The organism is Flavobacterium kayseriense (genome assembly GCF_014305095.1).
GTDB classification, from domain to species: Bacteria; Bacteroidota; Bacteroidia; order Flavobacteriales; family Flavobacteriaceae; genus Flavobacterium; species Flavobacterium kayseriense.
The window spans coordinates 170310-186755 of record NZ_JACRUI010000002.1; the positions used below are offsets into that span (position 1 = coordinate 170310).

The following is a 16446-nucleotide window of genomic DNA, read 5'->3' on the forward strand; positions in this document are numbered from 1 at the left end:
ACCCAATGAAAACCGATACTAAAGATCAAGAAAAATACCAGAAGGATTTAGAGAAAACATCAAAGCAAATTGATGGCGTAAGCGAATACCGTGATATTTTGAGCCGCGTTATACATGAAGGTGAGGAAATTTTTAAAATCAAAAACAAAGCAATAGGTCTCAGTGCCATCATTGCAGGTCTCGAAATAGGTTTCAGCTATTTTTTGCTATGTTCACTTTACTATCTACTAACTGGAAAAGTAGGAGAAAATACAATTTTCAAACTCTTTAGTCTTGTATATCCAATAGGTTTTATACTGGTAGTAGTTGGGAAATCGGCTCTTTTTACGGAACAAACCTCAGTACTCACATTACCGGTACTAAATGGGCAACGAAAGGTCGTAGAGTTGTTGCGAATTTGGGGAGTAGTGATATTGGGTAATGTGGTGGGCGGAATTTTATTCACTTTATTTATAGCGTATCTTGGACCTAAGCTAGATTTGTTTACCCATGAAACCATGATTGCAATTGGGGAACATGTACTTCATTATGATAGTTGGGTGCTATTTTTAAGTGCTATTACCGCTGGATGGCTGATGGGATTATTAAATTGGTTGCTCAACAGTACCATTAATTCCCTAACCCGAATTTTATTGATTTTTATGATTACTGGAGTTATTGGTTTTGGTGGCTTTCATCATAGTATAGTTGGAAATATTGAAGTTTTTGGTGCTTTACTATATTCTGATAACGTTCATTTTTTAGATTATATTAGCTTCCTCGGTTTAGCACTAGTTGGTAATATCATTGGAGGTGCTATTGTTGTAGGGTTATTTAAATACCGAATATTTGAGTCTAATTACTCTAAACGATAAATCATGAAGCTTTAACTAGGTTGGCCATCACTTTTTCTAATTTCTTACGCTCTGAGTTTAAAACGGCTACAAATTTATAATCTGTGACTAAAATTTAGTCTAAAGTAAAAATAGAAGTCGATATTAAGTAAATAAATACCTGTAAAACAATTACTTCAAACTTAAAAAGACTTTGAAACGCATCTGCATGAATCCAAAAAACGAATAAATCAAGTGAACAAACTTCAATTAAAAAAATGAAACTAAAAAGAGAACAACTCAGCATAGGGTTTATTGCAGCTGGATTAATGAATATAATTGGAGTTTTGTTATTTTCCAGAGTATTCTCTAATACTGTGATTCCGCAATATGATGCTCAAGCTATGTCAAATTTTGGATTGTTAATGATTGTAGTTTGGGGATTTGCCTACATTGCTGTAGCTAAACAATTTTACCAATTAAAATGGTTGATTGCGGTATTCACCATCGAAAAATTAATTTATGCAACGCACTGGACTAATTGGCTACTCAACAATAAAATCACAGATGTGATGGAGCAAGATACAATGGCGGGACTATTCTATTCGATTTATGGTATAAATGATTGGATGTTTTTTGTGTTTTTTTTAATTGTTTTCATAAAGCTAAGGCGAAAAGAATTGTAATTCAAACTACAAGCACTACTACTATTTGCTAACCCAAACTCGTTATTATGAAAATAAAACGTGCTAACTAGCCCTGATGGGAGCGGCATCCTCGCAGCGTAGCGAAGAGATATAGCATACAGCAGGAGGTATCGTTCTTTAGGAATACAAATGTGCTGCTACAAAAAAAATAACTTACGAATTGCCATTTTAATTCCGAAGCATTTCTCTTCCTTGCTAATTTCTAAATCCCTAATTTGCGCCTTTAAACATATAGTATAATGAAGGTCTGTATTGCCGAAAAACCGAGTGTCGCGCGTGAAATTGCATCTGTCTTAGGTGCTAACACCAAGCGTGATGGCTTTTATGAAGGTAATGGTTATGCCGTAACCTATACTTTTGGCCATTTATGTACCTTAAAAGAACCTAACGATTACAAACCACACTGGAAAAGTTGGGATTTGAATAATTTACCTATGCTGCCTGACAAATTTGAAACTAAAGTAGTTCCGAATTCGGGCATTCAAAAACAGTTTAAAATTATAAAAAGTCTTTTTGACAAAGCCACATTAGTAATCAACTGCGGGGATGCTGGTCAAGAGGGAGAATTGATACAACGTTGGGTGATGAACGAAGCCCAATACAAAGGCGAGGTACAGCGACTGTGGATTTCGTCCCTGACCACCGAAGCAATAAAAGAAGGTTTCAATAACTTAAAACCATCGGCTAATTACGACAATTTGTATTATGCTGGCTTTTCGCGAGCTATTGGCGACTGGCTACTGGGCATGAATGCTACGCGCTTATATACAGTTAAACACGGTGGATTCAAACAGGTACTATCTATTGGACGTGTACAAACGCCAACACTAGCCATGGTGGTGGATCGTTTTAAAGAAATCGAAAATTTCAAGCCACAGCCCTATTGGGAATTGCAAACCTTGTATAGAGAAATACTTTTTAGTTATGAGGAAGGCCGATTTCTAAAAAAAGAAGATGGACAAAATTTAGCCGATAAAGTCAAGGAAAGCGAGTTTGAAATTGTATCTGTCGAAAAAAAGAATGGTAACGAGTATGCACCAAAACTCTTTGACCTGACCGGTTTACAAGTTTATTGCAATACGAAGTTTGGCTTTTCGGCAGATGAAACTCTCAAAATTGTACAAACATTATACGAACAAAAAGTAGTGACTTATCCAAGGGTTGATACTACTTTTTTACCTAGTGATATTTATCCCAAGGTACCCGGTATTTTACAAAACCTAACTAATTATGCTGCTCTCACACAGCCGTTATTAGGAAAAAAAATAAAAAAATCTCCTAAAGTTTTTAATGACAAAAAAGTAACGGATCACCATGCTATAATTCCGACGGGGATTCAAAATAAATTGCAATACAATCAGCAGCTAGTGTATGATATTATCACCAAACGCTTTATTGCTGTGTTTTATGACGATTGTCTTGTGGCCAACACAACCGTAATTGGTAAAGCAGCGGATGTTACTTTTAAAACTACCGGAAAAGAAATTCTGAAAAAAGGTTTCCGTGTTGTTTTTGAAGACCCTAATACCATAGAAAAAGAAGCAGATCTTTTACCAAGTTTTGTTGTAGGTGAGAAAGGACCACATGTACCTTCTTTTTTGGAAAAGGAAACCAAACCACCCAATCAATTTACGGAGGCTACTTTATTGCGTGCCATGGAAACTGCTGGAAAACAAGTAGATGATGAAGATTTACGGGAATTAATGAAGGAAAACGGAATTGGACGTCCGTCAACAAGAGCTAACATCATCGAAACGCTCTTTAGAAGGCAATACATCATTCGAAATAAAAAACAAGTTTTGCCTACTCCAACTGGGATTCAATTGATTGACACTATCCAAAACGAATTAGTAAAATCAGCAGAATTGACTGGATCATGGGAAAAGCAATTAAAGGATATAGAAAAAGGAACGTACACCGCAGCATCATTCATCAACAACATGAAGCAAATGATTGCCGTTTTAGTTGATGAAGTTAGGTCTGAAACGCGACGCGCTAATATATCGCACACAGGAACCATCCAAAAAGAAGTTGCGAAAATTGTTAAAAAGAAAGCCGCAGGGATTTTAGCTGAGACTTGCCCCAAATGCCAAAAAGGAACTTTAATAAAAGGCAAATCAGCTTACGGCTGCGCCAACTACAAATCAGGGTGCACGTTTTTACTACCGTTTACGTATGCCGAAAAAAAAATATCTGAGAATCAGTACTTGCGATTACTACAAAAAGGTTCTACTGTTAACTTAAAAGATTTCAAAACAGAATCTGGTATTGTAGAAGGTCTTTTGCGATTTGATGTTGACTTTCAATTAAAATTAGAGCCGAAGAAAAAGATAGAAAAACCCTTAACCAATGAATTGGAATGTCCAAAATGTTTAGCTGGGAAAATTCTGAAGGGAAATACTGCTTACGGCTGTAGCCACTATAAATCAGGTTGTGACTTTAAAGTTACCTTTGACTTAGTTCGATCAAAATTAAGCACTCAAAAACCAACCAAAGAACTGGTTTATCAAATATTGAAAGAGAGCTATTAAACCATCTTTTTAATCTAAAAGTATATTGAAGATTGGGAGCAGATAATTGTATTATTAGTAACAAATTGTATTTCGTATTTAAATACTACTTCATCAATTATCTAGCGCTATTCATTTTTTTACTAATATTGCATACTGATTTGATTTAACATTCAACATTTAAAATAATGTATACAAAAATAGCATCTCTATTTCTTCTTTTGGCACTTGTTAGTTGTAAAAACGATGACTCAAAAAAGAGCGAAAAAGAATTAATCAAAACTGCAAGTTGGCTTTTAGGAAAATGGGAGAGCAAATCAGCTGATGGCGTTTTATCAGAAATTTGGACCAAAGCCAACGATAGTACTTACCAAGGCGAGTCCTATTTCATCAATGCAAAAGACACCATTCATTTTGAAACTATAGTTTTACAGCAAATAGGAGAAACTCTAATGTATAAAGCTACCGTAAAGGGACAAAATCACAATAAGGCTGTTTCCTTCTCTCAAGATACACCTATCGAAAACCAACTTGTTTTTGTTAACCCAAAGCACGATTACCCTCAAAAAATTAGTTATCAAAAAGCAGCTAATAACAAAATGATCACTACAATCTCAGGAGTAATAGAAGAAAAACCAAGTGCGGAAAAACATACGTTAGTCAAAAGCAACTAAAATAAATATTTTATATTTCAATTACAACCTCGCAATTACAAGCGAGGTTTTTTGTTTGTGGCATTATAAATAAATCTTCATGCTCACTAAAATAGTTATATTTACTTCTTGTTTATAAAAGAAAGATCCTTCAAAATCAAAATTATTTAAAACTCAACTATGTGCACTAAAAATAGAATATTACCCGTATTGATCGTTTTTATGTTTTTAAGTACGACTGACAATTGGGCGCAAAGCATATTACCTCCAAGTATAGAATGGCACGGTAAAAGTGAAAAATTAATAGCTAAGAATACAAATGGCTGGATCACTCCAACTGAAAAATCTGGTTTTAAGACAACACCTAATTACGATGAAACCATGAGCTGGTTTAAAAAACTAACGGATGCTTCACCTCTATTATCAATGGTTACTATCGGTACTAGTGTAGAAGGACGACTTATCTACATGATTATAGGAACAAACACACCTAACTTTGATGCCGAAGCACTAAAAAATTCAGGAAAACCAACACTTTTTGTACAAGCTGGAATTCATTCTGGTGAAATAGATGGAAAAGATGCTGGTATGATGCTTTTACGTGATATTGCTTTTGGCGGAAAAAGTAATCTACTTGACAAGGTTAACTTCTTATTTATCCCAATATTAAGTGTCGACGCTCATGAAAACGCTTCCTCGTACAACCGACCTAATCAAAGAGGTCCTGAAAATATGGGATGGCGCACCAACGCACAAAATTTGAACTTAAATAGAGATTACGCCAAATTAGACACAAAAGAGATAAAAGCAGTTGTTAATGTAATGAATGTTTATAGCCCAGACCTCTACATGGATATACATGTGACTGATGGCGCAGATTACCAGTACGATATTACCTTTGGTGGTATTGGGCTGCAAGGCAACTCACCTGGTATTGCTCAATGGCTAGATACTACTTTTAAGACCTATACCGATAAGGATTTAAAGTCAAACGGCCATATTCCTGGTCAATTGCTATTTGCCGTAAATGACAGAGATTTTAACGAAGGAAACATTGTGACATCTGGCGGGCCGCGCTTCTCTGACAGTTATGGAAATCTTCGCCATATGGCCTCTATATTAGTCGAGAATCACTCTTTAAAACCCTTTAAACAAAGAGTTTTGGGAACCTATATTTTACTCGAAAGTACCTTATCGCTACTAGCGAAGCAAGGACAAAACTTACAAGAAATTACTGAAGCTGATAAAACCAAAAGAGATTTAAAAGTTCCTATGGCTTGGAAAGTACCACAAATGGAAACTGCCGTTCGATTTGATAATTTGAGTGACCTCACAAGCAGTACCTCACCTGTAGTAGCTGCAGATAGTTTGGTCTTCTCTGGTATAGCCTCCAGAGTATTAAAATCTACTGTTACTGATGGAGAGTATGTAGAATGGTTGGGCAAACCAATCAAACAAAAAATCGTTAACTACAAAGCGACCGAACCAATTGATTTTATTAGTCGACCAAAAGGATACTGGATTCCTGCCTCATGCGATGTTGTTATTGAGCGCTTAAAACTACACGGTATCAAAATGGAAACGCTGGAAGAAGCACACGAACTTACTTTGGAGATGTATCGTATTGAAGACGCAAAAGTCGAAGATGAAAACCAACAAATGAAGCCTTTTGAAGGTCATATGCAGGTAAGCGGCACAACTAAAACAGAGACAAATACAAGGGTATACCCTAAAGGATCTGTTTTTATTACTACAGATCAGCCATTAGGCGATTTAGCGATGGTTTTATTAGAACCGCTATCCAAAGATTCTTTTTTTAGATGGGGGTTCTTTCTTTCTATCTTTCAACGAACTGAATATGTCGAGTCGTACGTTATGGAACCGATGGCGATCAAAATGCTGCAAGAGTCACCTGAACTTAAAAAAGAATTTGAACTAAAAATAGCAACTGATTCTAAGTTTGCTAACAATCCCAACGCTATATTAGCATGGTTTTATAGCAAAACAAAATACTATGACAAGAACTATTTACTTTATCCAGTAGGTAGACAGCTATAGTTAAAAATACAACCGTGAAGTCATTTCAATTTAATATTTATTACTTTATATGGGCGATAGCAATTTTCATACTAGAAGTTGCTATCGCTCTCTACCTTCATGACAATTTTATCCGTCCTTATTTTGGGGATTTTCTTGTAATTATTTTATTATATACTGCTATCAAGACAGTACTTCCCTATTCTATTTTAAGTGCCGCCTCAATTGCCTTACTTATTTGCTATATAATAGAAATAGCGCAATATCTTAATCTCTTATCTACGCTTGGTTTGCAAAAATCTCGACTACTTGCCATTATATTAGGAAATTCCTTCTCTTGGTCAGACATGCTTGCCTATACATTGGGTTTTGCCTTTATCATCGGTATCGAAAAATTAATAATAAAACAAAACTAGCGATTTGCTATCGCAACAGCTTTTAAAAATAGGTTAGAAATAATTAACGTAGTCGTTTCAGCACTTTTCTTGACTAAATACCGATTAAATAAGAATAAAAGTGCAGTCATAATTCACTGAAAAACATTTGCTTAAAAATTTTATTTATATTAAGTCTAAATAAGTTTTGCAGATTCAAAATCGCATTATATATTTGCATCATTATTTTTACTTATTCTAAATAAAAGATATGAAACATATAATTTTACCAGGGTTAGCCTTACTATTTACCTTAACATCTAATGCTCAAAATTTTCAAAGTGGAGATCAAAGCGCTCCTGATGATACTTTTTTAACAGCCATAAATGATACTGTTAAAAAGAATAAAGGAGAAGTCCTAAAAGAAATCATGATTAATGGCAGTAAACAACATAAACCAGTTTCGGCCATTAGATCTGGATTAAAAATTATCGATATTCCTCAAAGTGTACAAATCATTGGCAGCGAAATTATAACACAACAGCAAGCGATTCGTTTAAGCGATGTGATTAAGAATGTTAATGGTGTTTATGTAGGATCTGCTCGTGGAGGTGCTCAAGAATCATTTTGGTCAAGAGGATACGATATGTCTGCTAACAATATGTTCAAAAATGGTTTCCGCTTCAGTAGCGGTTCTATTCCTGAAGTTTCTTCTTTAGAAAAAGTAGAAATTTTGAAAGGAAGTGCTGCCCTTTTATACGGAAACGTAGCACCAGGAGGCATTCTAAACATGGTAACAAAAACACCATCATTTGTAAAAGGTGGAGAAGTAAGTATGCAAATGGGAAGTTATTCTTTTTACAAACCTTCCATAGATATTTATGGTCCTTTAAATGATTATATAGCATATCGTTTTACGGGATCCTATGAAAATTCTAAGAGCTTTAGAGATGTTGTATCAAAAGAGCGATTCTATGTAAATCCATCGTTCTTGTTTAAAGTGAGTCCAAAAACAGAAATCACTTTACAGGGAGATTATTTAAATGACGACTGGACACCTGACTTTGGTACTGCCATAATAGGAAAAGAGATTGTAGATTTACCCCGAAGCACTTATTTAGGAGCTACATGGTCAAATGGTAAAACTATTCAATCGACAGTATCTGCTTTAGTTAATCATAACTTTAATGATAATTGGACGTTAAACTTTAATTCTTCTTTTCAAAACTATGAAAGAGAATCAAAAGGAACAGAACGTATTCAGCCGGATGCAGCCGGAAACTGGAACCGTCCTTTAGGTCAAACTAAAAATTTAGAGCAAATTATTGGAGAACAGATTAGCTTGCAAGGTTCATTTGCGACTGGTAAAATAAAACATCAGGTATTTACAGGAATAGATTTAGAAAATTCTTTTTTACAATCGTACAACTTTGCATTTAACCCTACAACTTACGGAAGCGGAAATATTTATGATTTTGAAAATTTCAACCAAGGTGTAGGCATACCAGATGCAACTACAACACGTGTAGTAAAAACAGATACCAACCGTTTTGGTATCTACGCACAAGATTTAATATCGCTTACCGATAAATTTAAAGTCTTAGCTGGTTTACGCTGGTCTTGGCAAGAAGCTAAAGTAGATACCTACAACTTAACTAAAATTCCTGCAGAACTTACAACTACACCTAATCGTCCAGACCAAGCCTTTACTCCTAAAGTTGGATTAGTGTATCAGCCTACTTCTACTAGTTCGCTATTTGCAAGTTATAGTTCCTCTTTTACACCTAATTCTGGAAATACTGTGAATGGTGAGGCAATCGAAGCGTCAATCATTGATCAATATGAGCTTGGTATTAAAAAAGATTTCTTCAAAGGTAAGCTGACTACTAATGTTACTTTGTACCAAATTAATAATAGTAACCTTGCACAAACTGCAGAATTCAAAGCTGACGGAACTACAAATATAGATTCAAACATAAAAGAACTAAGCGGTGCTACTAGCAGTGAAGGGATAGAAATTGATATTACTGCAAGACCATTTGAAGGATTTAGCCTAATTGCTGGATATAGCTATAACGATATGCGTTATACCAAGACCAGCGGTTTAGCGGGAAGTTTTATTGAAGGAGATCGTTTGGCTAGAACACCTGCAAATACAGGAAACTTGAGCTTCTTTTACACTTTACCTTCAGGAAAATTAAAAGGACTTTCCATTGGAGCAATTGGAAACTATATTGGTGATAGAGTTGGTGGCTGGAATAATAGATATACTAACGATGTCAATAATCCAGGTTCATTATCGACAGAAGACAGAGAAGTGCCACTTTCGGGATATACAACTATAGATTTGAGCGCCGGTTACAGCTGGAAAAAGTTCTCAATACTTTGTAAGCTATCTAACGTCACTAATGAACTAAATTACACAGTTCACGAAAACTACAGTGTAAACCCTATTGCACCTAGACAAGTACTTACATCATTGAGATATAAATTTTAATCCATATCTTCTTTTAAATTTTAGAAACAATAAAAAACTCGTTTAATACTAAACGAGTTTTTTTATTGAAGTTATTAAACTTAGTAAAACAATGCTATCCTAATTAGCAACATACTTAATGTTGATGCTAACTAAAAGAAATTCCTTCTTCTTCCAAAGCATCAAACAACTTTTCGTACTGAGAAGGATCATATTTCTCTACTCCACTTTGATACCACACTAAAATTGTATCGATTTGATGCGGTGTATAATTATCGGTATCAATAGCCATACCTAACATTCCAGCTAAAAGAAAATCCTCTAAAACTTTATCAGTCACTATTCGTTTTGGAATACCAAAACTGACATCTCCATTCATGCGTTCATACTCTGAGCGTCCTGACATAAATCCAGCAAAAACAGCTTCATTATTTTGTGCACAGTGTTGTGATGAAAAGGGATTTATTCCCAGCGAATACCCTTCATAGTATTCCTTAACGTAGGTTGGATTATAAACTTTTTTCATTAGTATTTAAATGCTATAGTGGTGTTATAGAACAAAAGTACTCTGTATTTAAAAGTTATAACAGTAAAATCGTTAAAAGGAAAAAAAACTCTTTAAAACACAGGCGCTCTGTCGTTTGTCGATAAAACACAAACAAAACACTAATCTATTCACTTTATATCTATTATTTAAATGCTTTTTTTAACTACAAAAAAACCCATCTCAGTTATTGAGATGGGCTTTGTACTTTTACAACCTTTTACTATTTCAAACCTGCTAAACTTTGTTCGATAGTCTCAATTTTTGCTAAGGCATCTGCTTCTTTTTGTCTTTCATTAGCCAAAACTTTTTCTGGTGCTCCGTTAACAAATTTCTCATTAGTTAATTTTCCCTGTACTGATTTCAAGAAACCTTTTGTGTATTCTAATTCTGTTTTCAGTTTAGCAATTTCTTCTTCAACATTAATATTTCCTGTGATTGGAATAAAGTATTCGTTTGAATTAACACGGTACGATAACGCGCCATCTACTTTATCAGTTACATATTCTAATGTCGTGATGTTCCCTAGTTTGATTACAACCGAATCAAAATAAGTCGATACATTATCATTGTTAATCGCTTTTAACTCGATAGCATCTTTAAACGGAATATTCTTGTCCTTACGAATCGTTCTAACTCCAGAGATTACTTCCATTGTGTTTTCAAAATCGGCAATTAAAGTAGCACTAAAAGACTTCATTTCTGGCCAAGTTGAAACGATAAGCGCCTCCTCTTTTGTTCTCGGTGCTAGTATCTGCCAAATCTCTTCGGTCAAGAAAGGCATAAATGGATGTAATAATTTCAAGTTGTTTTCAAGCATTTCTATCGCTTTTGCAAAAGTTTTGCTATCAATAGGTTGCTGGTATGCTGGTTTAATCATTTCAAGGAACCAAGAACAGAAATCATCCCAAACTAATTTGTAAGTTCCCATTAATGCTTCTGAAATTCTGTATTTCTCAAAGTTGTCTTCAATTTCTAAAAGGGTTTGTTGCAACTTAGCTTCATACCATTCGATAGCTACTTTTGAAGATTCTGGTTGTGGGATAGCATCTGAAACTTCCCAACCTTTGATTAATTTAAAAGCATTCCAAATTTTATTGGTAAACCCTTTTCCTTGATTACACAACTCTTCGTCAAACATTATATCATTTCCTGCAGAAGCACTTAAAAGCAATCCTACACGAACACCATCGGCACCAAACTTCTCGATCAAATCTAATGGATCAGGTGAGTTTCCTAATGACTTAGACATTTTGCGTCTTTGTTTATCACGAACTAAACCAGTCAAATATACATTTGTAAATGGTTTTTTATCGGTATATTCATAACCCGCAATAATCATCCTCGCTACCCAGAAAAACAAAATATCTGGACCCGTTACTAAATCATTTGTAGGGTAATAGTATTTAAAATCTTCACTTTCTGGATCCATTATCCCACCAAAAACCGACATGGGCCAAAGCCAAGAAGAAAACCAAGTATCTAAGGCATCAACATCTTGTCTTAAGTCAGTAGTGAGGAGTGCGTCGTTAGAAGTTTTACTTTTAGCTAAAACCAAAGCATCTTCGATGTTTTCAGCAACTACAAAATCCTCTTTGCCATCCCCGTAGAAATAAGCTGGAATCTGTTGTCCCCACCACAACTGACGTGAAATATTCCAATCGCGAATGTTGTTCAACCAGTGTGCATACGTATTATTGAAACGAGCTGGGTGCAATTTAATATCTCCATCAACCAATACAGATTGGATTGCTGGTTTTACTAAGTCTTCCATTTTCAAGAACCATTGATCTGACAATCTTGGTTCGATCACCGCCTTAGTTCTTTCAGAAGTTCCAACTTTATTTAAATGTATTTCTGTTTTTGCAAGCGCACCAATAGTTTCTAACTCTACTGCAACTTCATCACGAACTACAAAACGATCTTTTCCTTGGTAATGCAAACCAAAACTATTCATTGTAGCATCTTCATTAAAGATGTCTATAATTTCAAGGTTGTGCTTCTCCCCTAATGTTTTGTCATTAATATCGTGAGCAGGAGTTACTTTCAGGCATCCCGTTCCAAATTCGATATCAACATATTCATCTTCAATAATAGGAATAACTCTACCACAAATTGGTACAATAGCTTTCTTTCCTTTTAAATGTGCAAAACGTTCGTCATTTGGATTGATACAAATTGCACTATCTCCAAAAATAGTTTCAGGACGCGTAGTTGCAATTGTTAAGTAATCATCCGATCCTTCAATTTTATATTGGATAAAGTACAATTTACCTTGTCTTTCTTCAAAAATTACTTCTTCATCAGACAAAGTTGTTTTTGCTTCAGGATCCCAGTTTACCATACGGTATCCACGGTAAATCAAGCCTTTGTTGTACAAATCAACAAAAGATTTAATTACAGATGCTGACATATCAGGATCCATAGTAAACTTGGTGCGCTCCCAGTCGCATGATGCTCCTAGTTTTTTTAACTGCTCTAAAATTACCCCACCATATTTGTCTGTCCAGTCATAAGCATGCTTTAAAAACTCCTCACGTGTCAAATCAGCTTTATTGATTCCTTCTGATTTTAATTTGGCAACCACCTTAGCCTCAGTAGCAATCGATGCATGATCTGTACCAGGTACCCAACAAGCGTTGAATCCTTTAAGACGTGCACGACGAATTAGAACATCTTGGATAGTATTATTTAACATGTGCCCCATGTGCAAGACTCCAGTCACATTAGGTGGCGGAATTACAATGGTATAAGGTGTTCTATGATCTGGCTCTGAATGAAAATAATTGTTTTCCATCCAGTAAGCATACCATTTATCTTCAATAGTCTTTGCTTCAAATTGTGCAGGAATTGTCATTTTTTATACTGATTTATTTCATCGTTGTCTTTCTTATTCATTCGTAGAGTGGAGCAAAATTCAATCCTCCTTATTCTGAAATAATTAAGGCAGCAAACAAACTTTTTATATTTGGTCTAATTATTGTACTTTGTATTGGGAACAAAAGTAAATAATAAAGTAGACTATAAAAAGAGAATTAAAAATTTGTCTCCTAATAAAAAGATTCTATATTTACTTTGATTAAATTAAATCGAAATGAAAAAAATAATACCATTAGTAGCAGGTTTTCTGATAAGTAGTATTGGTTTTGCTCAAAATGGACCAAAAATTGATTTTAAAGATAAAAACAATACTATCGATTATGGAACAATAACCAAAGAAAAAGACAACGGAATACGTTCTTTTGTATTTACAAACACTGGTGATGCACCTTTAATTATCTCATCTGTGCAAACAACATCAAATTGCACTATTTTATCAAAGCAAAACGACACTATTTTACCAGGTAAATCCTCAAAGATTGATGTAAAGTATAACATGACTGAAGGTCCGATTCGAAAAACAATCACAGTTGAATCTAACGCAATTAATTACGATGAAGGTAGAATTCCTCTTAAAATAAAAGGAGAAGTCGTAAGTAAATAACTCTTAGATCCTATTAATACAGTAGCTATTGGAAACCCTTTTTCGATAGCTACTTTTTTTATAAAATTTTCAGCAGTTTAAATCTAAATTTTAATAGTCTGCCTTTCCTAATTACCTCTATTGTTATCCATTTCTCTTTTTCTGCTTTAAGTAAAGAATTAACTTCATTCAAGGAGTATCTCTGAACCTCCTTACCGTTAATTGATTTAACAATATCACCAGCTAATAAACCCGCCTTAGCTGATTCAGAATTCTTTCGAACATTGTCAATTTCATATATGGGCTTTAACTTAAAATTATATCTAAAATTATTAACTAAGTTATCATTTATAGTTGTGTTATAATCGCTTTTCTTCGTCTCTAATTTTAAAGAAATAGTCTCCTGAACCCATTGCATTCCCGCGTTTCTTATTTCGATGCCACTTTTATTGTAGTTAAAATAAGCTTTGAAATCTGAATTTTTCCTAAGAAACAACTGTCCATTTTTGTAATCAAATACAACAGAAAATCTTTTAAATATCTCACCACCAACCGAACCAAGTCGGCCAGAAACCATTTTAACATGTTTAAGAGAAGTAGAATCTGGAAATGCTGCGATTGGATTTTCAAATTTAAAATCATTGATCTTAAATTCAGAAATTAATGCTCGCTTACCATAAATATCACCACTAAACCCTTTACCAAGGTAATCATCAAAATTTTTTGAAGGGACTTTTATATCAACTGATTTATTTTCAAATAACCACAAGGCATCGCTGTGTCCCGTATCTATTAAAAGTTTAACTGGCACTTCCCTACTTCCCACAGTAACATTTGCTTGCACATAAGGTTTATTGCCTTCAATGGTTATCGTAGTGGATTTATACTTTTTTTCTAGTTTTCTCCTAAATTTCGTTCTGTCACGATGAAAAACTAACATTTTATTTGCATAATTTATTTCCAGCAAATTATTTCTAAAAAAGGGATATCCAATTATACCATTTACTGGAATTCCGACTTTAGAAGACAAGTTAAATGATTCATCTAAAATCACATATATCATGTGGTCTTCAGAAACCATACCTTTTACTTTTAATTGATTTCCAGTAGATCTTAATCCAGCTACAGCATCTTTACTCCCTAACCCTTTAAGTTCAATAGTTTCCGTATTCAATAAGCTTATACTGTCTTTTTCTTCTAAACTAAATAAAATGGTCTCTTGTACACCGGAATCTAGCATAAAAGTCAGTTCAGTCCCATTAACCTGCAATGGGATAAAAATTAGATTATTGATTAATTGAAATGGTATTTTTATTCTTTTCGCTTCTTTATTAAAAACGAAGCCATTTTGAGCCATGAGTGAACTAAAACAAATAAATAAAAAAGCACTTAGCACTATTTTCTTCATAAAAAAGGTTTCTATAAAATTACTTAAAAATTCACATTTTATTCCATATTTAACAATTTTTAAGGGGTTGTACAACCTATAATTCGAGAAAAAAATCGCAAATTTGCAATTTAATAATTATCACTATGCCAAAAATATCAAACAAAGGTGCTCAAATGCCGGAGTCACCAATACGTAAATTAGTTCCCTATTCAGAAATCGCAAAGAAAAAAGGAAATAAAGTATACCACTTAAACATTGGACAACCGGATATCAAAACTCCTGAAGTTGCCATGGAAGCTGTTAAAAATATTGACATTAAAATACTAGAATACAGTCATTCTGCTGGATTTGAAAGCTATAGAAACAAACTTTCTCAATTTTACATAGCATCGGGTTTACCAATAAATCCAGAAGACATCATTATTTCGACCGGTGGTTCTGAAGCCTTGCTTTTTGCAATGGGAAGCACCATGGACCAAGGAGATGAAATCATTATCCCTGAGCCATTTTACGCTAACTACAATGGTTTCTCGACAGCATCGGGAGTAACTGTAATCCCTGTAATCTCATCAATAGATACTGGTTTTGCTTTACCTCCTATTGCAGATTTCGAAAAATTGATCACGCCTAAAACTAAAGCAATCTTAATTTGTAATCCAGGAAACCCAACAGGTTATTTGTATTCAAAAGAAGAGATGATGCAACTCGCTGCACTGGTTAAAAAACATGATTTATTTTTGATTGCTGACGAGGTATATCGAGAATTCACATATGACGGAGACGTTCATTACTCTGTTATGAATATTCCTGGACTAGAAGAAAACGCGATCATGATTGATTCGGTTTCAAAACGATATAGTATGTGTGGCGCACGAATTGGTTGTATTGTTTCAAAAAACAAACAATTGATGGCTACGGCAATGAAATTCGCACAAGCACGTTTGAGTCCTCCAACGTTTGCACAAGTAGCAGCAGAAGCAGCTCTAGACACACCACAAAGTTATTTTGACGAAGTAATCTCAGAATACAGAGAACGCAGAGACACACTGATAGCTGAGTTGAATAAAATCGAAGGTGTGAAAGTAGCGAATCCAAAAGGTGCTTTTTATTGTATTGCAGAACTACCTATTGACAACGCTGATCATTTTGCGCAATGGTTATTAGAAAGTTATGATTTTGAAGGTGAAACTGTTATGGTAGCACCAGCAGCCGGTTTTTATTCGACACCAGGAGTAGGACTTAATCAAGTACGAATAGCTTATGTTTTGAAAAAAGAAGATTTAATTAAAGCGGTGCAAATTTTAAAAGAAGCAATTAGCGTATACAACGCTAAATAACATAATAGTTATACAATTATTTATCACTTGATAGTGACAAAATGAAACTTGATAAGGCAGTAACGAATAATGTGTTACTGCCTTATTTTTTTACGCATGTGACAAATAAAACCAGCATTTAATTAGTGGCATTAAAAGAGATG

General features: G+C 34.4%; 12 protein-coding genes. 9 read left to right on the forward strand and 3 right to left on the reverse strand.

The window, feature by feature from the left end:
* Positions 1-5: 5 nt before the first annotated feature.
* From H8R22_RS07110 to H8R22_RS07140, 7 genes are all read left to right on the forward strand, one after another.
* Positions 6-854 carry a formate/nitrite transporter family protein gene (locus tag H8R22_RS07110; protein ID WP_187009763.1) on the forward strand — a complete coding sequence of 283 codons (849 nt, stop codon included), beginning with the start codon at positions 6-8 and terminating at the stop codon, positions 852-854.
* 236 nt (positions 855-1090) lie between these two features.
* Positions 1091-1498 carry a hypothetical protein gene (locus H8R22_RS07115; protein WP_187009764.1) on the forward strand — a complete coding sequence of 136 codons (408 nt, stop codon included), beginning with the start codon at positions 1091-1093 and terminating at the stop codon, positions 1496-1498.
* Between the two features lie 260 nt (positions 1499-1758).
* On the forward strand, positions 1759-4050 hold the full coding sequence (locus H8R22_RS07120; RefSeq protein ID WP_187009765.1) for a DNA topoisomerase 3: 2292 nt from the start codon (positions 1759-1761) through the stop codon (positions 4048-4050).
* Between the two features lie 167 nt (positions 4051-4217).
* The gene (locus tag H8R22_RS07125; protein WP_187009766.1) at positions 4218-4703 is read left to right on the forward strand and encodes a DUF6265 family protein; all 486 of its coding nucleotides are present in this window, start codon (positions 4218-4220) and stop codon (positions 4701-4703) included.
* A 159-nt stretch (positions 4704-4862) separates the two neighbouring features.
* Positions 4863-6740 (forward strand): M14 family metallopeptidase, encoded by a 1878-nt coding sequence (locus H8R22_RS07130; protein WP_187009767.1) that lies wholly within the window; start codon positions 4863-4865, stop codon positions 6738-6740.
* 14 nt (positions 6741-6754) lie between these two features.
* Positions 6755-7135 carry a ribosomal maturation YjgA family protein gene (locus H8R22_RS07135; RefSeq protein ID WP_187009768.1) on the forward strand — a complete coding sequence of 127 codons (381 nt, stop codon included), beginning with the start codon at positions 6755-6757 and terminating at the stop codon, positions 7133-7135.
* A 229-nt stretch (positions 7136-7364) separates the two neighbouring features.
* Positions 7365-9590, forward strand: a complete 2226-nt coding sequence (locus tag H8R22_RS07140; RefSeq protein WP_187009769.1) for a TonB-dependent siderophore receptor — start codon at positions 7365-7367, stop codon at positions 9588-9590.
* Positions 9591-9717: 127 nt separating this feature from the next.
* Here the strand turns inward: H8R22_RS07140 and H8R22_RS07145 are convergent, their stop codons facing one another.
* Positions 9718-10095: a hypothetical protein gene (locus H8R22_RS07145; protein WP_187009770.1), complete on the reverse strand. Its 378-nt coding sequence runs from the start codon at positions 10093-10095 to the stop codon at positions 9718-9720.
* A 241-nt stretch (positions 10096-10336) separates the two neighbouring features.
* Complete coding sequence (locus H8R22_RS07150; protein WP_187009771.1) at positions 10337-12970, reverse strand: valine--tRNA ligase; 2634 nt, start codon at positions 12968-12970, stop codon at positions 10337-10339.
* Between the two features lie 237 nt (positions 12971-13207).
* On the opposite strand from H8R22_RS07150, the gene H8R22_RS07155 reads away from it, so the two are divergent.
* Positions 13208-13597: a DUF1573 domain-containing protein gene (locus H8R22_RS07155; protein WP_187009772.1), complete on the forward strand. Its 390-nt coding sequence runs from the start codon at positions 13208-13210 to the stop codon at positions 13595-13597.
* A 58-nt stretch (positions 13598-13655) separates the two neighbouring features.
* Here H8R22_RS07155 and H8R22_RS07160 read toward each other — a convergent pair whose 3' ends face one another.
* Positions 13656-14984 (reverse strand): retropepsin-like aspartic protease, encoded by a 1329-nt coding sequence (locus H8R22_RS07160; protein WP_187009773.1) that lies wholly within the window; start codon positions 14982-14984, stop codon positions 13656-13658.
* Between the two features lie 125 nt (positions 14985-15109).
* Here H8R22_RS07160 and H8R22_RS07165 point away from each other — a divergent pair, with 125 nt between their 5' ends.
* A complete protein-coding gene (locus H8R22_RS07165) occupies positions 15110-16303 on the forward strand; it encodes a pyridoxal phosphate-dependent aminotransferase (RefSeq protein ID WP_187009774.1) in 1194 nt (397 codons plus the stop codon).
* Positions 16304-16446 lie beyond the last annotated feature (143 nt).